26 protein-coding genes are annotated in these 25398 nt (G+C 58.3%); 19 read left to right on the top strand and 7 right to left on the bottom strand.

What is annotated here, in order from left to right:
* Positions 1 to 11: 11 nt before the first annotated feature.
* The 3 genes from phnE (Z945_RS0110445) to Z945_RS0110435 are packed head-to-tail and all read left to right on the top strand — an operon-like array spanning position 12 to position 2814.
* Complete coding sequence (gene phnE, locus Z945_RS0110445) at positions 12 to 887, top strand: phosphonate ABC transporter, permease protein PhnE (RefSeq protein WP_025052052.1); 876 nt, start codon at positions 12 to 14, stop codon at positions 885 to 887.
* Complete coding sequence (gene phnE, locus Z945_RS0110440) at positions 884 to 2197, top strand: phosphonate ABC transporter, permease protein PhnE (RefSeq protein ID WP_025052051.1); 1314 nt, start codon at positions 884 to 886, stop codon at positions 2195 to 2197. The genes phnE (Z945_RS0110445) and phnE (Z945_RS0110440) overlap by 4 nt, the downstream gene beginning before the upstream one ends.
* Entirely contained in the window at positions 2197 to 2814 is a 618-nt protein-coding gene (locus tag Z945_RS0110435; protein WP_025052050.1) for an LbetaH domain-containing protein, read from the top strand. Before phnE (Z945_RS0110440) ends, Z945_RS0110435 begins: the two co-directional genes overlap by 1 nt.
* A gap of 3 nt (positions 2815 to 2817) precedes the next feature.
* On the opposite strand, the gene arsJ is transcribed toward Z945_RS0110435, so the two are convergent.
* From arsJ to phnF, 4 genes are read right to left on the bottom strand one after another with little or no spacing between them, the layout of a single operon-like run.
* Positions 2818 to 4080, bottom strand: coding sequence for an organoarsenical effux MFS transporter ArsJ (gene arsJ, locus Z945_RS0110430; protein ID WP_025052049.1), 1263 nt, complete (start codon positions 4078 to 4080; stop codon positions 2818 to 2820).
* Positions 4077 to 5075 carry an ArsJ-associated glyceraldehyde-3-phosphate dehydrogenase gene (locus Z945_RS0110425; RefSeq protein ID WP_025052048.1) on the bottom strand — a complete coding sequence of 333 codons (999 nt, stop codon included), beginning with the start codon at positions 5073 to 5075 and terminating at the stop codon, positions 4077 to 4079. The genes arsJ and Z945_RS0110425 overlap by 4 nt, the downstream gene beginning before the upstream one ends.
* Positions 5072 to 5914, bottom strand: coding sequence for an arsenate reductase/protein-tyrosine-phosphatase family protein (locus tag Z945_RS0110420; RefSeq protein ID WP_025052047.1), 843 nt, complete (start codon positions 5912 to 5914; stop codon positions 5072 to 5074). The genes Z945_RS0110425 and Z945_RS0110420 overlap by 4 nt, the downstream gene beginning before the upstream one ends.
* Before the next feature lie 59 nt (positions 5915 to 5973).
* On the bottom strand, positions 5974 to 6693 hold the full coding sequence (gene phnF / locus Z945_RS0110415) for a phosphonate metabolism transcriptional regulator PhnF (RefSeq protein ID WP_025052046.1): 720 nt from the start codon (positions 6691 to 6693) through the stop codon (positions 5974 to 5976).
* Positions 6694 to 6774: 81 nt separating this feature from the next.
* Between phnF and phnG the strand changes: the two genes are divergently transcribed.
* From phnG to Z945_RS0110340, 15 genes are all read left to right on the top strand, one after another.
* A complete protein-coding gene (phnG, locus tag Z945_RS0110410) occupies positions 6775 to 7230 on the top strand; it encodes a phosphonate C-P lyase system protein PhnG (RefSeq protein ID WP_025052045.1) in 456 nt (151 codons plus the stop codon).
* On the top strand, positions 7230 to 7835 hold the full coding sequence (phnH, locus tag Z945_RS0110405) for a phosphonate C-P lyase system protein PhnH (protein ID WP_025052044.1): 606 nt from the start codon (positions 7230 to 7232) through the stop codon (positions 7833 to 7835). Before phnG ends, phnH begins: the two co-directional genes overlap by 1 nt.
* Positions 7835 to 8923 carry a carbon-phosphorus lyase complex subunit gene (locus Z945_RS0110400; protein WP_025052043.1) on the top strand — a complete coding sequence of 363 codons (1089 nt, stop codon included), beginning with the start codon at positions 7835 to 7837 and terminating at the stop codon, positions 8921 to 8923. Before phnH ends, Z945_RS0110400 begins: the two co-directional genes overlap by 1 nt.
* Positions 8920 to 9786, top strand: a complete 867-nt coding sequence (locus Z945_RS0110395) for an alpha-D-ribose 1-methylphosphonate 5-phosphate C-P-lyase PhnJ (protein ID WP_025052042.1) — start codon at positions 8920 to 8922, stop codon at positions 9784 to 9786. The genes Z945_RS0110400 and Z945_RS0110395 overlap by 4 nt, the downstream gene beginning before the upstream one ends.
* Positions 9783 to 10553, top strand: a complete 771-nt coding sequence (gene phnK, locus Z945_RS0110390) for a phosphonate C-P lyase system protein PhnK (protein WP_025052041.1) — start codon at positions 9783 to 9785, stop codon at positions 10551 to 10553. Before Z945_RS0110395 ends, phnK begins: the two co-directional genes overlap by 4 nt.
* A gap of 2 nt (positions 10554 to 10555) precedes the next feature.
* The gene (gene phnL, locus Z945_RS0110385) at positions 10556 to 11239 is read left to right on the top strand and encodes a phosphonate C-P lyase system protein PhnL (protein ID WP_025052040.1); all 684 of its coding nucleotides are present in this window, start codon (positions 10556 to 10558) and stop codon (positions 11237 to 11239) included.
* Entirely contained in the window at positions 11236 to 11784 is a 549-nt protein-coding gene (phnN, locus tag Z945_RS0110380; RefSeq protein ID WP_025052039.1) for a phosphonate metabolism protein/1,5-bisphosphokinase (PRPP-forming) PhnN, read from the top strand. Before phnL ends, phnN begins: the two co-directional genes overlap by 4 nt.
* A gap of 34 nt (positions 11785 to 11818) precedes the next feature.
* Entirely contained in the window at positions 11819 to 13006 is a 1188-nt protein-coding gene (locus Z945_RS0110375) for an alpha-D-ribose 1-methylphosphonate 5-triphosphate diphosphatase (RefSeq protein WP_052862645.1), read from the top strand.
* A 232-nt stretch (positions 13007 to 13238) separates the two neighbouring features.
* A complete protein-coding gene (locus tag Z945_RS0110370) occupies positions 13239 to 14300 on the top strand; it encodes a LacI family DNA-binding transcriptional regulator (protein WP_025052037.1) in 1062 nt (353 codons plus the stop codon).
* The gene (gene xylA, locus Z945_RS0110365; protein ID WP_025052036.1) at positions 14297 to 15592 is read left to right on the top strand and encodes a xylose isomerase; all 1296 of its coding nucleotides are present in this window, start codon (positions 14297 to 14299) and stop codon (positions 15590 to 15592) included. Before Z945_RS0110370 ends, xylA begins: the two co-directional genes overlap by 4 nt.
* Positions 15593 to 15611: 19 nt before the next feature.
* Positions 15612 to 16667 (top strand): sugar phosphate isomerase/epimerase family protein, encoded by a 1056-nt coding sequence (locus Z945_RS0110360; protein ID WP_025052035.1) that lies wholly within the window; start codon positions 15612 to 15614, stop codon positions 16665 to 16667.
* Positions 16667 to 17803, top strand: coding sequence for a Gfo/Idh/MocA family protein (locus Z945_RS0110355; RefSeq protein WP_025052034.1), 1137 nt, complete (start codon positions 16667 to 16669; stop codon positions 17801 to 17803). The genes Z945_RS0110360 and Z945_RS0110355 overlap by 1 nt, the downstream gene beginning before the upstream one ends.
* Positions 17800 to 19317 (top strand): sugar ABC transporter ATP-binding protein, encoded by a 1518-nt coding sequence (locus Z945_RS0110350; RefSeq protein WP_025052033.1) that lies wholly within the window; start codon positions 17800 to 17802, stop codon positions 19315 to 19317. Before Z945_RS0110355 ends, Z945_RS0110350 begins: the two co-directional genes overlap by 4 nt.
* A gap of 11 nt (positions 19318 to 19328) precedes the next feature.
* Positions 19329 to 20327: an ABC transporter permease gene (locus tag Z945_RS0110345; RefSeq protein WP_025052032.1), complete on the top strand. Its 999-nt coding sequence runs from the start codon at positions 19329 to 19331 to the stop codon at positions 20325 to 20327.
* A 33-nt stretch (positions 20328 to 20360) separates the two neighbouring features.
* Positions 20361 to 21311, top strand: a complete 951-nt coding sequence (locus Z945_RS0110340) for an ABC transporter substrate-binding protein (protein ID WP_025052031.1) — start codon at positions 20361 to 20363, stop codon at positions 21309 to 21311.
* Between the two features lie 44 nt (positions 21312 to 21355).
* Here Z945_RS0110340 and Z945_RS0110335 read toward each other — a convergent pair whose 3' ends face one another.
* The 3 genes from Z945_RS0110335 to Z945_RS0110325 all read right to left on the bottom strand — a co-directional run bounded on the left by Z945_RS0110335 (position 21356) and on the right by Z945_RS0110325 (position 24763).
* Positions 21356 to 23023, bottom strand: a complete 1668-nt coding sequence (locus Z945_RS0110335; RefSeq protein WP_025052030.1) for a GMC family oxidoreductase — start codon at positions 23021 to 23023, stop codon at positions 21356 to 21358.
* 64 nt (positions 23024 to 23087) lie between these two features.
* Positions 23088 to 24203, bottom strand: coding sequence for a glycine cleavage T C-terminal barrel domain-containing protein (locus Z945_RS0110330; RefSeq protein ID WP_025052029.1), 1116 nt, complete (start codon positions 24201 to 24203; stop codon positions 23088 to 23090).
* A gap of 44 nt (positions 24204 to 24247) precedes the next feature.
* Entirely contained in the window at positions 24248 to 24763 is a 516-nt protein-coding gene (locus tag Z945_RS0110325; protein WP_025052028.1) for an asparaginase domain-containing protein, read from the bottom strand.
* A 283-nt stretch (positions 24764 to 25046) separates the two neighbouring features.
* Here Z945_RS0110325 and Z945_RS0110320 point away from each other — a divergent pair, with 283 nt between their 5' ends.
* Positions 25047 to 25379 (top strand): ArsR/SmtB family transcription factor, encoded by a 333-nt coding sequence (locus Z945_RS0110320; RefSeq protein ID WP_025052027.1) that lies wholly within the window; start codon positions 25047 to 25049, stop codon positions 25377 to 25379.
* Positions 25380 to 25398: the final 19 nt, after the last annotated feature.

Raw genomic sequence — 25398 nt, 5'->3', positions numbered from 1 at the left:
GGGGGGCCTTCATGGCAGATGTATCACTCAGCGGCGCGTCACTCGGCGTGGACAGCATCCAGTCCAGCTATCTGGCGCAAGTCCAGCGCCGCCGTCTTTATGGCGGGCTGACGCTTCTGATTTTTATCGTCTTGATGGTGTCCGGCTTTACCATCGCGGATGATCGTAATGCAGGCGGGTTCTGGAACGGGCTGCATCAGGTTGGCGACTATCCCACGGATGTTCTTTCCGAGGCTTGGGAACAACGTGCAGATCTGCCCGGCCTGGTCGTGAAATACTTTCCGGCTTTGGTTGAGACCGTGAACATCGCGGCCGTGTCCACGTTGATCGGGGCGATCGGCGGGCTTTTTCTGTCCCTGCTTGGCACCCGTGGACTGGCCAAATGGCCGCGCTTGATCCTGCTTTTCCGCCGTCTGTCCGACATCATGCGGGCCGTGCCTGAAATTGTGGTCGCCCTCGTTTTGATCTTTGTGTTGGGGGGCGGCCCGGTGCCTGCGATGATTGCCATTGCAATCCACACCGCTGGCTCGCTTGGAAAGATGTTTTCAGAAGTTTCCGAGAATGCCGACCTCAAACCGCTTGAGGGTTTGGAATCAACCGGGGCGACGTGGTTCAAGCGCATGCTCATCGGCATCCTGCCACAGGTTGCGCCGAACTATGTCAGTTACACGTTGCTCCGGTTCGAGATCAACATCCGCGCCTCTGCGATCCTCGGCTTTGTCGGCGCAGGGGGTCTTGGCTACGAACTGCGCAATGCAATGGCATGGGGGCCCGGTCGTTTTGACGAGGCCGCGGCAATCTTCATTCTTCTGTTCGGCACGATCGTCTTTTTTGATCAAGTCTCAAGCCGCTACCGCAATCGTTTGACCGAAGGGCAAGCCCAATGACCGCAATTGACCTAAACCAGACCAAATTCGCAGCCGAGAAACTGTTTCAGCGCAAGCGACTGGTCGCCTTTGGTATTCCGGCGGTCATCGCGCTCTACCTCGCCTACATCTTTTTCGCGTTTGACCTGCCCGGCCTCGCCCAGCGCGCCAGTATGGACAACGCGGTCAAGCTGGCGTCTGACAGTTGGTCCCACAAGGTGCATGTCACCCGCGACAACAGATCGGGTGAGGTTTCCTATGCGGTAGAGGGCGAACGCAAAGGACGGTATCCCGAGGGCCAGCGCCCCGATTGGGTGAGCGGAGACGAGGTCACCACCATTGATCTGGGCGGTGACCACATCGTGCGGTATCTGCCCCAGAACCGCACAGAGATTGATATTCCGGGCTTCCCGCTTATCGAAGTGCAGGCCGAAGGCCGCAGCCTGACCAGCAATCTGCCCGAAGATCTGCCAGACTGGATTTCCGCCTCCAGCCGCCGCATCGGCATCACAACGCCTGAGGGACGCATTACGCTGACGGGCGCACGCACCGAAGTGTTTAACTACTTCCCCGGGTGGGAATTGTTCTGGTTCACGCTCGACAGTCCCTATCACGGCGAGGGTTTGGGTAGCATCCTGTTTGGTAAGCAAATCGACCCGACGCGATCCAACGTTGCCGGCGCGTTATCGGATTGGTGGAACAACCCGATGTGGCGTCACAGGGATGTGGCCTGGGCCATCGGCGAAACGATCCTGATGGCGTTTCTGGGGACGATGGGAGCCGCGATCATCGCCCTGCCGCTCGCCTTCCTTGCGGCCAAGCGGTTTTCACCGCTGATGCAGATCCGCGCCTCCACCCGTCGTTTGTTCGACTTTGTAAGAGGCGTAGACGCGCTGATCTGGACGGTCGTCTTGGCGCGGGCTTTTGGTCCCGGCCCTTTGACGGGTGCGCTCGCAATCCTGATCACCGATACCGGCACTTTCGGCAAGATTTTCTCGGAAGCTTTGGAAAATGCCGATCAAAAGCAGATTGAAGGCGTTTCTTCTACCGGTGCGAAGCCGCTGCAACGCTACCGCTTTGGCGTCATACCCCAGGTGGTTCCGGTGTTGCTGGCACAGATACTCTATTTCCTCGAATCCAACACGCGCTCGGCCACCATCATCGGTGCGATCACGGGCGGCGGTATTGGTCTGATGCTGACCCAAGCGATCCAGACCCAGAAAGACTGGGAAGAAGTCGCCTATTACATCGTCTTGATTATCCTGATGGTCATGTTCATGGACTGGTTCTCCGGCTGGCTGCGCGGCAGGCTGATCGGGCGTAGCCAGTGATGGCACGCCTGTCTGCGGATACACCGTTCCTACATGCCGACTGCGAGATCACCGACAGCACATTCGGTGCCTATGTCGAGATCGGCAAAGGCAGCCGCATCGCGCACAGCAGTCTGGGCGACTACAGCTATTGCGACCGCTACGCCGACATCGCCAATGCGCGGATCGGCAAGTTCTCCAACATCGCGGCCTTTTCGCGGATCGGGGCCACGGATCATCCGCTGCACACTGCGGCCTGTCACCATTTCCTCTACCGCTCACATGACTATTGGGATGATGCATCACCCGACGACGCTTTCTTTGCGCAGCGCACATCCCGCGTGGCCCACATCGGTCATGATACATGGATCGGTGCGGGTGCGATGGTCAAGCCAGAGGTGACGCTAGGCCACGGTGCCGTCGTGGCCGCCGGTGCCGTGGTGACAAAAGACGTCGATCCCTACACAATCGTTGCGGGCACCCCTGCCCGATCGTTGCGTCCACGCCAACCCCGCGAGATTGCCGACAGACTTATCGCGCTGGCGTGGTGGAATTGGCCGCACGAAGCGCTGCGCATGGCGATGGACGACTTCAGATCGCTTGAAGCCGAGGCGTTTCTGGAACGCTACGGCGGCTAGCGGTTAGCCGTCCTCCGCCCGAAGGAACGTCACCATAATTGCCGATAGGCCAACCATCACCGTTGCCGTTCCAAGCATCGCAGGCAGCCCACCCGCCTGATAGGTCAGCCCGGAAAGCAAAGTACCGGCGAGCCGACCCGCTGCGTTTGCCATATAGTAGAACCCCACATCCATCGTCACGCGCTCCGCTTTGGTAAACGACAGGATCAGATAGGAGTGGAGGGAGGAGTTCACCGCAAATATGGCACCAAAGACAAGCAATCCGGCCACCACGATCCCAGTCAGCCAGATCGTCGGCCCGTCACTCAGCATCGCCGCAGATGTCAAAAGCAAAGGCACCATAGCGAGGGACCATGCCCATCCACGTGCCGCATTAACAAGCTCTGCCGAAGGTCTGATTTTAGCGCGCAGGATCCGGGGAGCGTTCGCCTGTACCAGACCGTAAAGAATGACCCAGACTGCCATGAACGTACCGATCAGGAAAAAGGCTGTCCGGTTGCCTGCCGTCGTGCCATCGGACAGGACCGCATAGAAATAGATCGGAATGCCGACGACAAACCATACGTCCCGCGCGCCGAACAGGAAAACGCGCGCCGCGCTCAGCCAGTTCACATTTGGCGATTTGGAGAAGACTTCCGAGAACTTTGTCCCTTTGCGCCCTTTAGGCAAGCCGGGCGGCATGGCGACAAGCACAGTTAGAAGAATAGCGGCAAGGATCGCCGCCATGCCCAGCACAGCCCAGACAAATCCAAGGGTCGCGAGGAGCGCGGCACCCAGCAAAAATCCCGCCCCTTTCACCATGTTCTTGGACCCGGTCAGCAGGGCCACCCAGCGAAAGAGGCCGCCATCCTCGGCCGGGGCAAGCAGCTTCACCGCTGATTTCGAGGACATCTTGGCGAGGTCCTTCGCGACCCCGCTCGCGCCCTGCACCACCATCACAAAGACAACGGAGGCCCCAACGGCCCAATCCGGATCGAGCTGTGCGAGTGCAAGCAAGGCCAGCACCTGAAGGCCCAGACCGGCATAAAGCGTAGAGGTCAGACCGAAACGTGCCGCGATCCATCCGGCGGAAAGATTGGTGACGACCCCTGCGATCTCGTAAAGCACAAAGAGATAGGCCAACTGCACTGGAGAGAACCCGAGCGTATGGAAGTGCAACAGCACCAGCATCCGCAAAGCGCCATCGGTCAGCATGAACGCCCAATAGGCCGCAGTCACCGCAATGTAGGCAGAGAGGCCTTCAGCCCGAGAGGAGGTGTCGGTCACAGGCTTTCGCCAACCAGAAAAGCCACATCGACAAGACGGTGGGCATAGCCCATCTCGTTGTCATACCATGCGTAAATCTTGACCTGTGTGCCGTTGATGACCATCGTCGACAGGGCATCTACAATGCTTGAACGCTCATCATTGGTGTAATCAGTGGAGACGAGCGGCCGCTCTTCATATCCAAGGATGCCCTTCAACTCCCCTTCCAACGCCGCTTTGAAAAGCGCGTTGACCTCTTGGGCGGTGGTTTCCCGTTCTACTTCGAACACGCAATCCGTCAGCGAGGCATTTAGCAAAGGCACGCGCACGGCGTGGCCGTTCAACCGGCCTTTCAATTCTGGATAGATCAATGAAATTGCTGTAGCGCTGCCCGTCGTGGTCGGGATCAGCGAGTTCAGCGCAGAACGCGCACGGCGCAGGTCTTTGGCCGGGCGGTCCACAATGGTTTGTGTGTTGGTGACATCGTGGATCGTCGTGATCGAGCCGTGTTTAATCTTCAGGCTCTCATGGATAACCTTCACAACGGGAGCAAGGCAATTTGTCGTGCAACTCGCGGCGGTAATGATCTTGTGACGTTCGGCATCGTAGACGTCATGGTTCACCCCCATGACGATATTGGCGGCATCCCCGTCCTTCACAGGGGCCGACACGACGACTTTCTTTACGCCCGCGTCAAAGAAGGGCGCGATTTTCGCCTCTGTCTTGAACGCACCGGTGCAGTCGATCAGCACATCCACGCCATCCAGCGGCAAATCGGCAATGTCCCGCGTGCCGATGAAGGGCAGTCGCACCCCATCAATGGTCACGCTATCCGGATCATGGGCAAACTCGGCATCCCAACGCCCGTGCACCGTATCAAACTCGAACAGATGTGCATGCATTTCGGGGTCGCCGACGGCGTCGTTGATCCAGGCAATCTTGGCCCCACGCGCCAACAGGGGTTTCAATGCAAGCTTTCCGATGCGGCCAAGGCCGTTAAGGGCATAGGTGGTCATGCAAGAGTTCCTTCATCATGGTCCTGACCGATCTCATCCACTGCCTTTTGCAGTGACATCCGGTCAAGCGAAGCGAGCGGCAGGGCGGAAAACCCGATCATGCGATTACGCAACGCGCCATAGGTGCGCTGAAAGGCAAGGCTCTTTTCTGCGTCCGACCCTTCGGCTTTGACCGGGTCGGGCAGCCCCCAATGCGCGCTGATGGGCTGGCCCTGCCATGAGGGGCACTCTTCATTTGCGGCCTGATCGCAAACGGTAAACACAAAATCGAACTTCGGCCCATCCGGTGCCTGAAACTCCGCCACATTCTTGGACCGAAGAACAGACACGTCATGCCCTTTCTGGCGCAACACCTCGACGGCGAATGGGTTCAGCTCGGACCGTGGCTTGGTGCCTGCGGAGTAGGCAGCAAAACGCTCCCCGGCAAGATCGCGCAAGATACTTTCAGCAAAGATCGAACGGGCGGAATTACCGGTGCAGATGAACAGGACATTGTACTTGCGGTCGGCCATTTGGCTGTCTCCTTCTGGCGCGGAATTGGGTATGCAAATATCAGGACGGCCCCGGCAGCAATCTTGCAGCAGGTAGCCGAAGGTCTCGCGGGTGACGTCTATGTTGATGGCGTAGCGCAATGAGGTGCCAACACGCTGCTGGGTGATCAATTCAGCCTGCATCAGCGCATTCACATAGGTTGAAAGTGTGTTTGGCTTCAGGCCCAGCGCCTGTGCCAGCTCTGTCGCGGGCACCCGATCAGGGTAGCGGCGCATCAACAGACGAAAGAGGGCCAACCGTTGCGGATGGCCGAGTGTCGAGAGGCGGTTGGGAATCACTGTATTCATAATTCACAAATATATGAATTAAGAGCTTTTGCATAATGAAGGTTTTGTAACAGTGCGCGTCAGACATCCAGCGTCAGCGTCACGCGATCTCCGGCAAACCATGTGCGGCCATATTCAACAGGTTGGCGGTTGGCATCCACATTGACACTGGTCGAACGCAACAGCGGATCCGCCTCACCCACACGCAGATGAAGCGCATGGGTGGCAGTGGCCCGCACTGCGGTCAAGCGGGTCGAGGCGCGGGTAAAGTCCGTGACGCCCACCAGATCAAGCGCATCCGTGACACTGCTGGTCTGCTTCAGCGCCGCTGTGATCCCGGGCAGGCTTGCCAGTGGAAAGAGGCTTTCGAACACTGCAATCGGTTGACCGTCAGCCAATGAAAGGCCGTGGTACGCACAGACGGTATCGCCCTTCGCGATGTGTAATGCCTTGGCCTCGCCCGTGGTTGCCGCACGTTCGTCCAAAGCCAGCACGCGCTTTTCGGGCCTGCGCCCGGCGGCGATCAGGTTCTCGTGAAACCGGACACGATGTCCGATCGGGTAATCTGTCGGGGTCGCGACGACAAAGGCTCCTGCACCACGGCGGGTGCGGATCAATCCTTCTTCGACAAGAGCGGAAACACCATGGCGCACCGTGTGGCGATTGACCCCGAAGCGGTCCGCCAAAGCTGCTTCGGTCGGGAGTTTGTCGCCCGCAGCATAGCGCCCTTCGGTCAATTCACTGCGCAAGGCATCGGCGATGGCCTGCCAGATCGGTGTCTTGCTGGGACTGTCACGCAAACTTCACAAAACTCCTCTGTCGGAATGCCACAGACATGATAAGATATGTATAGTTGTATAGTATATGGAAAAGTTGTCGACATGAAAGACACTTTGGACACAGAAAACCCGCGCAAGGCTTGGATGAGCCTGATGGCACTGGCCCCGGAAGGGCGTGTTGCCAGCCTGCTGGCTTCGGTCGGCGCGCCTCCGACATTCACATGGCTGCGAGTGCCCGAGATCGGAAGCACCATGGTACGGGGGCGCGCAGGAGCGACCGGCGCGCCTTTCAATCTGGGTGAATTGACGGTCACCCGCTGTGCACTGACACTGGACACAGGCGAGGTCGGCCATGCCTATATCCAAGGGCGCCGCAAAGCGGATGCAGAAGCCGCTGCTGTGGTTGATGCGCTGATGCAGACAAAGCTGGCGGACACGTTGCAAGAGGCCGTGCTTGATCCGCTGATATCAGAGATGGCCGAACGAAAAGCAGCGCGCGCCGCCAAAGCCGCGGCAACCAAGGTCGATTTCTTTACCATGACAAGAGGAGAAGACTGATGCAGGCCGAAACGCTGTCTGGTGGTTTTGCCGATCCATCGCTCCACTCTGCCCATGCCTTTCGCAGCGTGATGGAGGCCATGGCGCGTCCCGGCACGCTGCAGGACATCAGCGGAGCCGCGCCGCCCGCACCACTGTCACCCGCCGCCGGCGCCGTTCTGCTGACGCTCTGTGACACGGAAACACCAGTCTATCTGGCAGGCGACGCCGACACGGACGCGGTGCGCGCCTGGCTTGCCTTTCACACCGGCGCACCAATGACCGGTCCATCGCACTGCACATTTGCTTTGGGCACCTGGGACGCATTGACGCCGCTCGAGACCTATCCGATCGGCACTGCAGAATATCCGGATCGGTCGGCGACGCTAATTGTGGAGTGCCCCACGCTGGACGCGCCTAGTGCCACACTCAAGGGGCCGGGGATTAAGGAAAGCGCGATGCTGTCCTTGCCGGAACACGACGCTTTCGTGAAAAACAGCGCGCTATTTCCGCTGGGGTTGGACTTCATATTTACCAGCGGCAGCCGTGTCGCCGCACTGCCCCGCTCTACCGAAGTTCTGTGTGCCGACAGCAAACCGCTGTCGCGAGAAGAAGGAAGCGCCTGATGTATGTCGCAGTCAAAGGCGGAGAGAGGGCGATCGAGAACGCCCACGCATGGCTCGCCGAGGAACGCCGCGGCGACGTCACGATTGCCGAACTTGATGTGGCGCAGATCCGCGAACAGCTTAGCCTCGCGGTGAACCGCGTGATGGCAGAAGGATCCCTCTACGATCCGGATCTGGCAGCCCTTGCGATCAAACAGGCGCGGGGTGATCTGATCGAAGCGATCTTTCTGATCCGGGCCTACCGGACCACGCTGCCGCGTTTTGGCGCATCCGCGCCGGTGGATACCGGTGCCATGGCTTGTGACAGACGCATCTCTGCCACCTTCAAGGATTTGCCGGGCGGGCAGATCCTTGGGCCGACATTCGACTACACACACCGGCTGCTCGATTTCAAACTGGCAGCAGAGGGTGACGTGCCAGAAGCACCATCGCGCGAGGCCCAAACGGGAGATGTGCCCCATGTGACCGGGTTTCTGAACCGCGAAGGTCTGATCGAAGAGGCCCCGCAGGACGATACCCCGCCCCCCGATCTGACCCGTGAGCCGCTTGAGATGCCCGCAGACCGCGCGTTGCGCTTGCAGGCTTTGACGCGGGCTGACGAGGGTTTCACGCTCGGTCTCGCCTACTCCACCCAACGCGGCTATGCGCGCAATCATGCGTTTGTAGGTGAATTGCGCATTGGCAAAGTCCCTGTCGAGATGGACATCCCCGAGCTGGGCTTTGCTGTTGAAATTGGTGAAGTCACATTGACGGAATGTGAAACGGTGAACCAGTTCAAAGGGTCCAAAACCGAACCGCCGCAGTTCACCCGTGGCTATGGGCTGGTCTTTGGACAGGCCGAACGCAAGGCAATCTCTATGGCGTTGGTCGACAGGGCCCTGCGGTGGGAAGAGCTGGGAGAGGACAACCTTGGCGCGCCAGCACAGGACGCGGAATTTGTCCTGTATCATGCGGATAATATTCAGGCGACGGGTTTTCTCGAACACATCAAGCTGCCGCATTACGTCGATTTTCAGTCCGAACTGGAGCTGGTGCGCAAGCTCCGAAACGCAGCGGGCACAGGCCAGGTGCAGGAGGCTGCAGAATGATTGAATACAACTTCGCCTACCTTGACGAACAAACCAAACGGATGATCCGCCGCGCGATCCTCAAGGGGCTGGCCATCCCCGGCTATCAGGTACCCTTTGCCAGCCGCGAAATGCCGATGCCCTATGGTTGGGGCACGGGCGGCGTGCAAGTCTCGGCAGCAGTCCTGACGCCGGATGACACCTTCAAGGTCATCGACCAAGGCGCCGATGACACCACGAATGCGGTGTCGATCCGCACCTTTTTCGAACGCACCGCCGGGGTGCAGACGACGACTGCAACACAGGAGGCGACAGTCATCCAGACACGCCACAGGATACCCGAAGAGCCGCTTAACGACGGACAGATCCTTGTCTATCAGGTACCGATCCCAGAACCGCTGCGTTTTCTGGAACCCCGCGAAAGCGAGACACGCAAGATGCACAGCCTTGAGGAGTACGGGTTGATGCATGTGAAATTGTACGAAGACATCAGCCGTCACGGGCATATCGCGACCTCTTACGCCTATCCGGTGAAGGTTGAGGGGCGCTATGTCATGGACCCTTCCCCGATCCCCAAATTCGACAACCCCAAGCTGGGCGATATGGCGGCGATCCAGCTCTTTGGCGCGGGTCGGGAGCAGCGGATTTATGCGCTGCCGCCCTATACGCAAGTGACAAGCCTCGACTTCGAGGATCACCCCTTCGAGGCGTCCAAAGCCGATCATGGCTGCGGCATGTGCGCCGCGACCGACAGCTACCTCGATGAGTTGATCATCGATGACACGGGCGGGCGGATGTTTGTCTGCTCTGACACAGACTATTGCGAAGCGCGGCAGGCGGCAGGCCACATTGGGAAAGACAATGGCGGAAAGGACGCAGCATGACACCTTTGCTGTCTGTTGAGGGTATTACCAAGAGATACGGCACCCATATTGGCTGCGCCGATGTGTCTTTCGACCTCTATCCCGGTGAGGTGATGGGGATTGTGGGCGAAAGCGGGTCAGGCAAATCCACACTGCTCAATTGCATGGCGGGACACCTGGCACCCGATGCGGGACAGGTTATATTTGATAGCCGCACGGACGGTTTCCGAGACACGCTCACCATGTCTGAACCAGAGCGCCGGATGCTTGGTCGTACCGATTGGGCCTTTGTCCACCAGCACGCCCGCGACGGGTTGCGCATGGGTGTCAGTGCGGGTGGCAACGTTGGCGAGCGATTGATGGCCGTGGGCGAGCGACATTACGGCGATATCCGTGATAAAGCCACAGACTGGCTTGGCCGGGTCGAGATTGATGCCTCCCGTCTGGATGACCGGCCCACGACGTTTTCGGGCGGCATGCAGCAGCGCTTGCAGATTGCCCGCAACCTCGTCACCGGCCCGAGGCTTGTGTTCATGGACGAACCGACAGGTGGGCTGGATGTCTCGGTGCAGGCACGACTGCTGGATTTGCTACGTGGTTTGGTGCGGGACATGGGCCTGTCTGCAATCATCGTCACCCATGACTTGGCTGTGGTGCGCCTGTTGGCGGACCGTCTGATGGTGATGAAGTCCGGTCATGTGGTCGAGGCGGGTCTGACCGATCAGGTGCTCGACGATCCGCAACACGCCTATAGCCAGCTCCTTGTCAGCTCCGTTTTACAGGTATGACCATGATTGAACTGAAAAACGTTTCCAAGACCTTCACCCTGCACAATCAGGGCAGCGCCGTCATCGAGGTGATCAATGATGTGTCCTTTGCGGTGTCTGCTGGCGAATGCGTGGCGCTGACAGGTGCCTCAGGTGCCGGTAAATCCACGTTGATGCGCATGATCTACGGCAATTACCTGACGCAGGCTGGCGAAATCCGCATAGGTGGTGTGGATATGGTGCAGGCTGAACCGCGCGAGGTGATCGCTCTGCGCCGGGAGGTTCTGGGCTATGTCAGCCAGTTCCTGCGGGTGGTGCCACGCGTCGCGACATTAGATGTGGTGGCAGAGCCTTTGCGCACTTTGGGCGTATCAGCAGACGAGGCGCAAGAGCGCGCGCGGGGCTTGCTTACCCGACTGAACATCCCCGAACGCCTCTGGTCCCTTTCGCCGACAACATTTTCGGGCGGTGAGCAACAGCGCGTGAACATCGCACAAGGCTTTGCCCATCCCTACCCCGCTATGCTGCTTGATGAACCCACTGCAAGCCTTGATGCGGCCAATCGAGAGGTCGTGCTCTCGTTGATCGAAGAGGCCAAAACCCGTGGAGCGGCGATCATCGGCATCTTCCATGACGAAGCTGCACGAACGCGGGTGTGTGACCGCGAAATCGACGTTGGACGCTTCACACCGGGTCTGGCGGCATGAGCAAAGGGCGTCTTATCGCGGTCGTTGGTCCCTCTGGCGTTGGCAAGGACAGTGTCATGGTCGGTATCGCACAGACGATGCCGGATATTCATCTGGTGCGCCGCGTCATTACCCGTGCGCCTGAACTGGGCGGAGAAGACTTCGATGCGGTAACACCAGCCCAGTTTGAAGCTTTGGCTGCGGATGGGGCATTTGCCGTGCATTGGGGTGCCCACGGCTTGCATTACGGCGTGCCGATCACGGTCAATTACCAGCTGTGCAAGGGAACCGATTGTCTGGTCAATTTCTCGCGCAAGGCTTTGGCGGACGCAGCCAGGATTTTCCCGCAGCTTATCGTGCTTAATATCACCGCAAAGCCCGAGACACTTGCGCACCGTTTGGCGGCCCGGGGGCGAGAGACCAGCGCCGAGATCGCACTACGGCTCGCTCAGGCGGACAAGCCTTTGCCGGACGGGTTGGAGGTGATCCACCTTTGCAACGATGGGCCGCTCTCCGAAACTATTGCACGCGGCACAGCGTTGCTCCACCTGACGCAGGTTTCATAATGACAAACTTTGCCATAGCGCCTTGAGGTATGACATGAATTCTCCCTTTTCACCGTCATTCTTGACGCAACCCGACGATACGTTGGGTGATCTCTGCCTCGCGAATGCACAGCTTGTGCTGCCAGACCGCGTCATAACCGGGTCCGTCACCATCGAAGGTGGGGTCATCACCGAGATCAAGGAAGGCGATCACATCCCGACCGGTGCCATGAATTGCCAAGGTGATCTGGTGCTTCCGGGTCTGGTCGAACTGCATACGGACAACGTCGAGCGTCATATGGAGCCCCGCCCGGAAGTAGACTGGCCGCATCTTCCAGCCCTCATCGCACATGATGCGGAACTGGCCTCGACCGGGATCACCACCGTCTTTGACGCCATGCGCGTGGGATCAATTCACAGCGGAAAGGGCCGTTACGTTGATTATGCCCGCACACTGGCCAACGAGATGCTGGCAGCCCGCGCGCAGGGTTTCTTCAAGATAAGCCACTTTTTGCACCTGCGGGCAGAGATTTGCTCTGAAACGCTATTGGAAGAACTGGCCGCCTTTGGCCCGGCCGATCGCGTCGGCATCGTCAGTCTGATGGACCATACGCCGGGGCAGCGACAGTTTCGCGACATGACCGCGCTCAAGACCTACGTAAGCAAAAAACGCGGTATGAACGATGCCGAGTTTGCCGAGCATGTGGAGAACCTGCTGCGCTTGCAAAAGCGCTTTGGTGCCAAGCATGAAAGCGGTGCGGTGACCGAAGCTGGCCGTCTTGGCGCGGTGCTTGCCAGCCACGACGATACAACATCCGCCCACGTTGCAACATCCGCCCGAAATGGTGTCGGGTTTGCCGAGTTCCCGACAACTGTCGAGGCGGCAGAGGCTTGTCGCGCTCACGGGATCGCCGTGATGATGGGCGCGCCGAACCTGATCCGGGGCGGCTCCCACTCTGGCAATGTCGCCGCAGAGGAATTGGCAAAGGCGGATCTGTTGGACATCGTCTCGTCTGATTATGTGCCCTCGGCCCTCCTGCTTTCCGCTTTCCGCCTGGCAAGTATCTGGAACGACCTGCCACGCGCTGTTGCCACCGTTACGCGAAATCCGGCCAAGGCTGCCCACTTGAAGGATCGGGGTGCCCTTGCAAAAGGCTCGCGCGGCGATGTCTTGCGGGTGCGTATGGCAGGTGAACTTCCGCTGCTCAAAGGTGTCTGGAGCCAAGGAAACAAGGTCGGTTGAGCGCTTTCGGTCTCCGTCGGCAACCGTCTTTTTGAGGGCTAAACATTCTTCCAGAAGACTAACCTTCGACCATTAACACGCTCGCCCTCCCGACCGCGAAGCTCTTCAAACAGCAATGAATCCGCCCGAAATGATGGACGTCTATCAGAAAATGATTGACGTCCATCATATTTCTGCGCTCAAATGCACGACAAGGAGACGATTGGGAGATTCGTCTTTGGGGGGAGCGATCATGTCTAATCCAACATTGCATGATGTCGCACAGGCGGCAGGGGTCAGCTATGCGACCGCAGACCGCGTGATAAACAACCGCGGAAATGTGGCGCAGAAGTCCATCGACAAAGTGCGCGAAGCGGTTACCCGCCTTGATTATGTCCGCAATGTTGCGGCGGCGAATTTGTCGCGCAAACGGGTGTACCGTATTGCTTTCTTGATCCCCAAAGGAACGAACGCCTTTTTCAACAGGATCCGCGATCACATAACGCAGGTCGCGGCGCACCTGAGTGCTGAGAGTGTGAGTGTCGATATCTATGAGGTTTCGGCGTTTTCCGTCGAGGGGCTGTCTGATAGCATTGCTGATTTCCGTCAGAAGGACTTTGACGGCGTCGCAATCGTTGGGCTTCAAAGCAACGTCATTGAAGAACCACTTGCTGATCTGCGCGCACGCGGGATCAAGGTAATCGGGTTGGTCTCCGACCTTCCCCGAGATTTCCGAGAGGCCTATATCGGCATTGATAATGTCGTTGCCGGACGCACGGCGGCACGCATGACCGGCATGGCCCATGCGGGAGGGCGCGGGGCGATCCAAACCTTCGTAGGGTCCTTGGACGCCCGCGACCACGCGGAGCGGCTAGAAGGTTTCCGCGAGGTGATTGCAGCCGACTTTCCGAAGTTGACCGTACTTGACCCGATCCTGACCAAAGATGACCCTTCTATTTTGCAGGCTGAAACCGACCGGTTGCTGGCTCAGCAAACCGATGTGACGGCGCTTTACAATGTGGGCGCTGGCAACTCGGGTCTGATCTCTGCCATCAGCGCCAAGCCTGCGCAGCGGCCCTATTGCGTTGTGCACGAACTGGTCGCCCATTCGCGGCAGGCTTTGATCGCGGGTCAGATTGATCTGGTGATCGACCAACGCCCGGATGTCGAAATCAACCGCGCCTTTGCGGTGCTGCGCGCCTTGATCGACCAACGCGAGACACCCGCCATGCCGGAGCTGACGCCAACAATCTATGTGCGGGACAATCTCCCTGCCGATCCCCTGAACGAGCCAATGAAAGACCAAAACACATGACCGATTTTTTCAACGATATCTCCCCATTGGCCTACGCACCGGACAGCACGGATCTGGCCTTTCGCCACTACAACCCTGACGAGGTTATCATGGGCAAGCGGATGGAAGAGCATTTGCGCTTTGCCGTGGCCTATTGGCATTCGTTCGCATGGCCGGGCGGTGATCCGTTTGGTGCCGAGACGTTTCAGCGGCCTTGGTTCGGCAACACGATGGATCTGGCACGGCTCAAGGCGGACGTGGCCTTCGAGATGTTTAACCTACTCAATGTGCCTTACTTCTGCTGGCACGATGCCGACATCCGACCCGAAGGCGACAGCTTTGCAGAAAGCCTGAACAACTTCAAAGAGATCATCGACTATCTGGGCGAGAAGATGGACGCCAGCGGAACAAAGCTGCTGTGGGGAACGGCCAATCTGTTCAGTCACCGCCGATTTATGTCGGGTGCGGCCACCAACCCCGACCCAGAGATTTTCGCGTGGTCTGCCGCGACTGTGAAAAACTGCATGGATGCCACGCACAAATTGGGTGGTGAAAACTATGTCCTTTGGGGCGGGCGTGAAGGATACGAAACGCTCCTTAACACCGACCTGAAGCGCGAACGCCAGCAGGCCGGGCGGTTCTTGCAGATGGCCGTGGAATACAAACACAAGATCGGGTTCAAAGGTGCCATTCTGGTTGAACCCAAACCACAAGAGCCCAGCAAACACCAATACGATTTCGATGTCGCCACGGTGTACGGCTTTCTCAAAGAATTCGGCCTGGAAGATGAAGTCCAGATGAACATCGAGCAGGGTCATGCCATTCTTGCGGGCCATTCTTTTGAGCACGAGTTGGCGTTGGCCTCTTCTCTGGGCATCTTCGGTTCCATCGACATGAACCGCAACGACTATCAATCAGGCTGGGACACCGACCAGTTCCCCAACAATGTGCCCGAGGTCGCGCTGGCCTATTACGAGGTTCTGAAGGCGGGCGGGTTCACCACCGGCGGCACCAACTTTGATGCCAAGCTGCGGCGCCAGTCGCTGGACCCGATTGATCTGATCGCCAGCCATGCAGGTGCGATGGATGTCTGCGCACGCGGGTTCAAAGCCGCGGTTGCAATGCTGGAAGACGGCACGCTAGAGGCGATGCGCGCCGAGCGTTACGCGGGGTGGGACAGCACCCAGGGCAAAGCGCTGCTTGAGAGTGATTTCGCCAGTATCGCGGCAGAGCTTGAGGCGGGTGATGTCAATCCGCAACCACGCTCGGGCCGACAAGAAATTCTCGAAAACATCGTCAATCGCTTCGTTTAGGCGAACAGGGAGGAACACTATGAAAACGATCAAGGGACCCGCACTTTTCCTGGCGCAATTCACCAGTGACGAAGCGCCGTTCAATTCATGGGACAGCATCACGAAATGGGCTGCTGATTGCGGATACAGAGGCGTACAGGTGCCGTCATGGGACGCACGCCTGATCGACTTAGCCAAGGCCGCGTCGAGCAAAGACTATTGCGATGAATTCAAGGGTAAAGCCGTCGAGAACGGCGTGGAGGTGACAGAGCTGTCGACCCACCTGCAAGGGCAGTTGGTCGCAGTGCATCCGGCCTATGATACAGCCTTTGACGGATTTGCCGATCCATCCGTGCATGGCAACCCTAAGGCGCGGCAGGAATGGGCTGTGGATCAGGTGATGAAAGCCATCTCTGCCTCGGCCAACATGGGCATCAAGAACCATGTGTCATTTTCCGGCGCACTGGCGTGGCCTTATGTCTATCCTTGGCCGCAGCGCCCTGCCGGCCTGATAGAAACCGCCTTTGACGAACTGGCGAAACGCTGGCGGCCCATTCTGGATCATGCCGAAGATAACGACGTCAACATCTGCTACGAAATCCACCCCGGCGAAGACCTGCACGATGGCGTCACGTTCGAGATGTTTCTGGAGCGCGTCGACAATCATGCACGCTGCAACATGCTGTATGACCCCAGCCACTATGTCCTGCAATGCCTTGATTATCTGGACAATATCGACATCTACAAAGACCGCATCAAAATGTTCCACGTCAAAGATGCGGAGTTTAATCCGACAGGACGGCAAGGCGTCTACTCCGGCTATCAGCCCTGGGTTGATCGCGCAGGCCGCTTCCGCAGTCTTGGCGACGGGCAGGTCGATTTCGGGGCCGTGTTCTCCAAAATGGCGGCCAACGACTTTGACGGGTGGGCCGTGGTCGAATGGGAATGCTGTTTGAAGCATCCCGAGGACGGCGCGCGTGAAGGTGCGCAGTTCGTCAGCGACCACATTATCCGCGTCACCGAACGCGCTTTTGACGACTTCGCAGATGGCGGCGCGGATGAGGCTGCAAATCGCAGGATGTTGGGGATCGACTGATGGCACGTATTCGTTTGGGAATGGTCGGTGGCGGCAATGATGCCTTTATCGGCGGCGTCCACCGCATTGCGTCGCGCATTGATGACCGGTTTGAGCTGGTCGCCGGTGCGTTGTCCTCAACCCCTGAAAAATCAGCCGAAAGTGCAAAAGCGCTTGGGATTGGACGGTCTTACGGCAGCTTTGAGGAAATGGCATCGACGGAAGCCGCGCGCGAGGACGGCATTGAAGCCGTTTCCATCGTCACGCCCAATCATGTGCATGCCGCAGCCGCCAAAGCCTTTCTGGCGCAGGGCATCCACGTGATCTGCGATAAGCCGCTGACCTCGACCATGGAGGATGCCGCTGATCTGGAGAAGGCCGTCGCAGACAGCAAGGCGCTGTTCGTATTGACCCACAATTACACCGGCTATCCGATGATCCGGCAGGCGCGGGATATGATCGCCTCGGGCGAACTGGGAACGGTGCGCATCGTTCAGGCGGAATATCCGCAGGACTGGCTGACCTCGCCTATGGAAAACGAAGGGGTGAAACAGGCCGAATGGCGTACCGACCCTGCGCGCTCCGGTGCAGGCGGTTCAATCGGCGATATCGGGACCCATGCCCATAATTTGGCGTGCTTTGTCAGCGGGTTGCGCGTCGAAAGCCTTGCGGCGGATCTGCAATCCTTCGGGGCGGGTCGCACGCTTGATGACAACGCGCATATGATGCTGCGCTTTGAGGGTGGCGCGCGCGGCATGCTGTGGTCCAGTCAGGTCGCGCCCGGCAACGAAAATGCGCTTAAGCTGCGGATTTACGGTGAAAAAGGCGGGCTGGAATGGAACCAGGAGGATCCGAACTACCTCTGGTTCACGCCCCACGGCGAGCCGAAACGCTTGTTGACACGCAACGGGTCCGGCGCAACCGAAGCTTCGCAAGCTGTCAGCCGTATTCCGGGCGGCCACCCCGAAGGATACCTCGAAGGCTTTGCCACACTTTATACCGAAGCCGCCGATGCCATTCGTGCAGTGCAAGGCGGCGCGGATCGGGCAAGCGCCATGGGGGTTCTGCCCGGGATCACTGCGGGCATGGACGGTATGCGCTTTATCACGGCCTGCGTTTCTTCATCGGCGAACAACGCCGCCTGGACGGCCCTATGACCCCTGCCCCGATCATCGCCTTGAGCAACGTCAGCAAAAGCTTTGGTCCTGTCGAGGTGCTGCACAGCGTGAACTTCGCGTTGCATGCAGGCAGTGTGCACGCATTGATTGGCGAGAACGGGGCGGGCAAGTCCACAACGATGAAAATTCTGGCGGGGTATCAGCCGCCGACACAGGGCGAAGTCCAGCTTGAAGGGAAGCCTGTGCACTTCGCCAGCTTGCAGGATGGCGAGGCTGCGGGGATCGTTATGATCCATCAGGAGTTCAATCTGGCCGAGCAACTGACCGTCGAACAGAACATTTTTCTGGGTCGTGAGCTAAAACGCGGGCTGTTGTTGGACAAATCGCAAATGCGCCGGCGCTGTATCGAATATCTGGCGCGGGTGGCTTGCGATGTGGCACCCGATACGCTGGTGTCGGATCTATCCAATTCCGAAAAACAAATGGTCGAAATCGCCAAAGCGCTGTCCCGGGATGCGCGGGTGCTGATCATGGATGAACCGACGGCGGTCTTGACCAACCGCGAAACCGACGTGCTGTTCAAACAGGTTGAGGCGCTGCGCGCGGCAGGGACGGCCATTCTGTTCACCTCTCACAAACTGGATGAAGTGGTAGAAATTTCGGACCGTGTGACGATCATGCGGGACGGCGATGTTGTACATGCCGGCCCCACTGCAGAGATGGATGAGGATGCCATGGCCACCGCAATGGTGGGGCGCGATGTCTCTGACTTGTACCCCAACAAACCCGGCGTGGCGGCGGATGCACCTGTGGTTCTGGATGTGCAAGACCTGAGCGTTCCCGGATTTGCCAAGGGCGTGTCCTTTACCCTGCGCCAAGGCGAGATCCTTGGCGTTGGCGGGCTGATCGGGTCGGGTCGCACCGAACTGATGGAGGGGCTGACAGGTTTGCGCCCTTCCACAGCGCACCAGATCACCTTGTTTGGCGATGCTGTCCACTTCAAGCGCCCCGGCGATGCGCAGCGCGCAGGCCTGTGTTATTTGACCGAAGATCGCAAACTGCGCGGGCTGTTGTTGGAGCGCGGCATGAGTGACAACCTGACATTGGCCAATTTGCACAAGTTCGGCGATTTCATGATCGACCGTAACGCCGAAGAAGCCGCCCTGACGAACGCCATCGCGGAATTCGACATTCGTGCGGGGACGCGGGACGTGCGCGTGGGCAACATGTCCGGCGGCAATCAGCAAAAGCTGCTGCTGGCCAAGGTTATGCTTTCCGAGCCGCGCGTGTTGATCGTGGATGAGCCGACACGCGGCATCGACATCGGGACGAAGCAACAAATCTATGCGTTCTTGCGCAAACTGGCTGACGCCGGTCATGCCATCATCGTCATCGCGTCCGAAATGCCCGAACTCATCGGCCTAGCAGATCGGATCATGGTGATGCGCTTGGGCGAGGTGAGCGGCACGCTTGCCCGCGATGAAATAAACGAAGCTGCGATTGTGCGCCTGTCGATGGGATTACGCGCCGAACAAGCGCCACAGATGGCTTGAGGATCAAAAGAATGACAGATGCGACTACATCAAACCCCACGCGGTTTCGAATGCCTTCCATGTCGGTGCTTGGCCCGATCATTGCGCTCTTGGTGCTTTTGCTGATCGGCACAATGCTCAACGCCAACTTCCTCAGTGCGGCCAACATTACCAACGTGCTGGCGCGCTCCGCCTTTATCGGGATCATCGCGGTGGGCATGACATTTGTGATTACCGCAGGCGGGCTTGATTTGTCGGTGGGCTCGATGGCTGCCTTTATCGCTGGGTTGATGATCCTAGTGATGAATGCGGCCCTGCCCAGCATGGGTATCGGCATCCCTATCATTCTGCTCGGCATGCTAACGGCGATTGCTGCGGGGATGTTGGCGGGGCTGCTCAACGGGTTCTTGATCACAACACTGGGGATTGAGGCGTTTATCGTGACCCTTGGCTCTATGGGCATTTACCGTTCACTGGTGACATGGCTGGCGGACGGCGGCACGCTGTCTCTGGATTTTGGCCTGCGCTCCTTCTACCGGCCTGTCTACTTTGACGGGATTCTCGGGATCAGCTGGCCGATTATCGTCTTTGCCGTCGTCGTGATTATCGGCGAGATCATCATGTCTCGCACTGCTTATGGCCGTCATTGCGCGGCAACCGGATCAAACGAGCATGTAGCGCATTATTCCAACGTAAATGTTCGCCGCACGCGCCTTATCTCTTATGCGGCACTGGGTATCCTGGTTGGCATCGCGACGATCATGTACGTCCCCCGCCTTGGGTCGGCCTCCGCATCGACAGGCGTGCTATGGGAGCTTGAAGCCATCGCAGCCGTAATCATCGGTGGCACGGTGCTCAAAGGTGGCTTCGGCCGTGTCTGGGGCACCGTCATCGGCGTGCTGATCCTCAGCCTGATCGGCAATATTCTCAATCTGACCGACTTTGTCTCGCCCTATCTGAATGGTGCGATCCAGGGCGTCATCATCATTCTCGCTGTGATCCTACAGCGCGAACGCAAGCCGGCAGGTTAAGCCGCGCGCAACCGCTTCATGGGAGGAGCAAACATGAAATATACAAAAACGTTTATCGCAGCGGCACTGGCGACAGCTGTCAGCACCGCTGCATTTGCAGACGACGACGTCAAAGTGATCGGCGTGTCCATTCCCGCCGCGACACATGGCTGGGCCGGTGGCATGAACTTTCATGCAGCCGAGACCGTCAAGCGTCTGGAAGATGTCTATCCCGGTCTTGATTTTGTTCTGGCCACTGCCTCTGATCCGGGCAAACAGGTCAATGACATCGAAGACATGGTCGCCACACGCAACATCGACGCGCTGGTGGTTCTGCCCTTCGAATCCGACCCTCTGACTCCGCCCGTTCAGGCCGTGTCTGACAGCGGTGCCTGGGTCACAGTCGTGGACCGTGGTCTGTCCGTTGAAGGCATCGAAGACCTCTATGTGGCAGGAGACAACACCGGTTTTGGCACGGTTTCCGGCAACTATATGACGTCCAAGATGCCGGAGGGCGGCGATATTGTCGTCTTCCGCGGCATTCCGACCACCATCGACAATGAACGCGTCGACGCCTTCACCGCAGCCATCGAAGGGTCCGGCATCAACGTTCTGGATATGGAGCACGGCAACTGGAATCGTGATGACAGCTTTACCGTGATGCAGGATTTCTTGTCGAAATACCCTAGCATCGACGCGGTGTGGGCATCGGATGATGACATGGCCATTGGTGTATTGGCCGCCATCGAAGCCGCTGGCCGCGATGACGTGAAATTCGTACTGGGCGGCGCAGGCATGAAGGAAATGATCAAGCGAACCGCCGATGGCGACGCGATGATCCCTGCAAATGTCACCTACCCGCCCTCGATGATTGCCACAGCGATTGAGCTGACGGCCGTTGGCCTCACATCCAACGCGCCGGTGTCCGGCAGCTTTGTGATCGGCTCCGTGCTGGTGACACAAGAGAACGCGATGGACTTCTACTATCCTGACAGCCCGTTCTAAGAACTCTGCGGCCACCTGCGATCGTCGCGGGTGGCCGACCTAATTTACTGGCCCGCCAGTATCCAACCTGCCGCTTTTTCAGCAATCATGATTGTCGGAGAGTTGGTGTTTCCGCTGGTGATTTCAGGCATCACGGAAGCATCCACCACCCTCAACCCCTTTACCCCTTTCATCCGCAGATGCGAATCCAGAACGGCTGTTGCGTCATCATCCTGGCCCATTTTGACAGTGCCAACGGGGTGGAAGATCGTACTGGCAATGTCGCCTGCGAGCTTGGCCAGCTCTTCGTCGGTCTGGTACTGGATGCCGGGCTTGTGTTCTTCTGGTGCATAGGCCTTCATCGCGGACCGGGACATGATTTCTCTGACCTGACGGAGGCTTTCAGCCGCGACCTTACGGTCCTCCTCCGTGTCCAGATAGTTCGGCGAGATTTCCGGCGCATCGCGGAAATTGGACGACGCGATGCGAATGTGACCGCGGCTGGTGGGGTTCAGGTTGCACACAGAGACTGTCATCGCCGGGAAGTCATGCAAGTCTTCGCCGAAGGCCTCCAGGCTGAGCGGCTGCACATGGTATTGCAGATTAGGATGGGCCCGGTCAGGAGACGACCGCGTGAAGGCACCTAGTTGGCTGGGCGACATGCTCATCGGGCCGGAGCGTTTGAACATATACTCGAGGCCGATGATTGCCTTGCCGAACAGCGACCCTGCCAGAGTGTTGAGTGTCTTGGTTCCCTTCACCTTGTAGACCGTGCGAATCTGCAAATGGTCCTGAAGGTTTTCGCCTACATACGGGGCGTCTTTGACAACCTCGACCCCGTGTTCTTTCAAGAGTGCAGCAGGCCCGATGCCCGACAATTGCAAGATTGCCGGCGAGTTCACGGCTCCTGCGGACAGGACTACTTCGTTCCCTGCAGTGACGGTGATCGAGGCACCTGCGCGGTTCACGACAGCGCCGGTGCAGTGCAACGCGCCGTTTGCATCCCTATCGAACGTCAACTTCTCAACCTGCGCTTCGGTCCAGACTGTCAGGTTCTCGCGTTTCTTGGCCGGACGCAGAAACGCTTTCGATGTATTCCACCGCCAACCGGACCGCTGGTTCACATCGAAATACCCAACGCCCGCGTTGTCGCCCGAATTGAAATCATCAGTTTTCTCGATACCCGCTTCGACCGCCGCATCGGCAAAGCTGTCCAGCACATCCCAGCGCAAACGTTGCTTTTCGATGCGCCACTCACCGCCCGTGCCGTGCATATCTGAAAAGCGGCTGTTGTCGCCGGTCGCAGGGTCTGCACCGTCATCCAGTTTATAGTGGTCCTCATGCGCCATAAAATCGGACAGGGAGTTTTCCCAGTTCCAGTCCTCATCGCCGGTCAGCCTGGCCCAGTTGTCGTAGTCCCGGGCCTGACCGCGCATGTAGATCATGCCATTGATCGACGAACAGCCGCCCAGCGTTTTGCCACGTGGATACAGCAGGCTGCGCCCGTTCAACCCCTTGGCGGCCTGCGTCTTGTACATCCAGTCCGCACGCGGGTTGCCGATGCAATAGAGGTACCCGACAGGAATGTGGAGCCAGTGGTAATTGTCGGGCTTGCCTGCCTCCAGCAGCAAGACGCGGTTCTTCGGATCCGCGCTGAGCCGGTTCGCCATCAGGCACCCTGCCGATCCAGCACCGATCACAATATAGTCAAAGTTGTTCGCACTATCGGTCATCTTCGCCCCCCCTATCCTCTGCCCCAGCGTTCCCTGCTCTGTCGATTGCTCTGACTTTAGCGATTTACTTTACAAATGGGATGGCATGCAGATGCGCAGGGTATGCAATTCCATCAATAAGAACCTGCAGGCCTTCAGCCTCTTCAGCCAATTCAGCCCGGATCAATCCGATCCCGATAGTTTTGCCCAACCGCTTTGACACCGCGACTTCGCTGACAAAGCCAATCTCATCAGCATTAAGCTTCATCTGCACGGGTGCACCCGGAATTGGTGGATTGCCATCAATAACCACTCCGACCCGAACCCTTGATGGAGGATTTTTGGCCAGTTCTGACAAAGCCGCTCGCCCAACAAACTCATGGCCTGCCTCAAGATCGACCATCCCGCCGAGTCCCATCTCGAATGGCGTGGCCGGATGCGTTTGCCAGCGCATATCCGCGCCATATGAGATCAGACCGCTTTCCAGTCGTTCCGTATCGTTTGGCGCGCCGGGACCAATCCCATACGCCGCCCCCGCCTGTTTGACCTTGTCCCACAACTCGGACCCGCGCGTATGATCCATCAGGTAAAGCTCGTAGCCTCCCTGTTTGGACCACCCCGACCGGGCAAGCACCAGCGGAATACCGTCAAGGTCGGTTTCCTCAAACCCGAAATAGCGGAACTCTCTGACACGATCTCCGAACAGGGCCGCAGCGACTTCCACTGCTTTCGGCCCCTGTATCGCAAGCGGTGACACGTCCGGCTCGCTCACCTCGACATCCCAGCCCTTTTCACGGCCAAGCGCCGTCGCCCAGAGGTGAATGTCGCTGTCTGCAACCGACAGCCAGAAACGCTTTTCGGACAGCTTCAACAGGACCGGATCATTGATCAGCCAACCGTCGTGATCACACAGAGTAACATAGCGGCCTTGCCCTACCTTTGTCTTGCTCAGATCGCGGGGCGTCAGATATTGCGCCAATTTGTCTGCGTCAGGCCCCGCCAGTTGCACCTGCCGCTGGGCTGCCACATCCCACATGGCGACGCCGGTCATGAGCAGGTCATACTCCCCTTCCGGATCGCCAAAATGGGAAGGGATATACATGTGGTTGTAGACCGAAAACCCCCTGACCCCGTCGCGCAGGGTTGCATCGAAGTAAGCGGATTTACGGATGTTCGGGCCAATACCGATGGTGAAATTCATTGCGCGTCTTTCGTGCCTGTGGATGGTTTTAAAGCTGCGGTTGCCTAGGCATCGAACCTGCCCTGTTCCACGTTCTTGTTCAATTGAGTTGCCGGAAAAACGCGCCCGTTCATGGCACCCCAAACCCCCGCTTCCAGCAATTGCGCGGCAACGATTGCACTGCCCAAATTGAATTCGCCGTCTGACGACGACAGCGAGAAAGGCCGCATCGCGCCCGTCAGAACGACCGTTTTTTCGCCGACATGGTCTGCCAGAAACCGGGCGGTTTCTCCCATGGTTCCGGTCCCATGTGTAATGACGATTGCCTGCTCGTCCGCCCCCGCGACGGCAGCCGCAATCGCATCCCGATCGGCATCGTCAAAGTACAAACTGTCTTTCAGCATCAAAAGCTGCACAGCCGGAAAGTAGCAGCGCCCGATCTTCAACATTTCTGGCAGATGGGTCGTCCCATCAGATGAAAACGCCAAACCCTCTGTCTGGACGTCGTGCACCTTATCAAGGGTGCCGCCGGTCACAATGATCCTTACGTCTTTTCCGAACTTCACGCCGAGATCCGCCATATTGGTTCACCTTACTCAATGGGCGACGATGCTTCGTTCTTGCCCGGTTTCCGGAGCCTTTAAGTCGCAAGAAGGTCTTCAGGTCAACGCACCAAGGGAACCTAGCCAGATGTGCCGGTAGCTTGCATCGCACCAATATCTGCTATGACTGCCCGCTGAAATATCGGTGAGACTTTCGAGAACTGCTGAACACACCTTCTAAGTGACTAGAAGAATGGGCAAAGCAACCCGGCTTTCTCAAAACTGTTTGACTCCAATCAAACACATCAATACTTCCAGATATATGGATGAAATAACCGCTCTCGACGCTTTCGCTGCACTCAGCCAGTCCACCCGGCTCGAAGCATTCCGCCTGCTGATAAAGGCTGGCGAGGCCGGATTGACGGCAGGCGACATAGGCGACACGCTCGGGGTTCGGCAAAATACAATGTCGACCAACCTGAGCATTCTGTCACGTGCAGACCTGATCCGGAGCGCGCGGGAGGGTCGTAGCATCCGCTACTTCGCCAATATGGACGGAGTGCGCGGGCTGTTGGCCTTTCTTTTGGAAGATTGCTGCGGCGGACGTCCTGAACTTTGCCAACCCGTCATCGATGAGCTTTCCTGCGCGTGTTGATGCGAAAAACAACTAGAAT

The organism is Sulfitobacter noctilucae (assembly GCF_000622365.1).
GTDB lineage: Bacteria > Pseudomonadota > Alphaproteobacteria > Rhodobacterales > Rhodobacteraceae > Sulfitobacter > Sulfitobacter noctilucae.
This window is presented reverse-complemented; position numbering and strand designations above follow the sequence as displayed.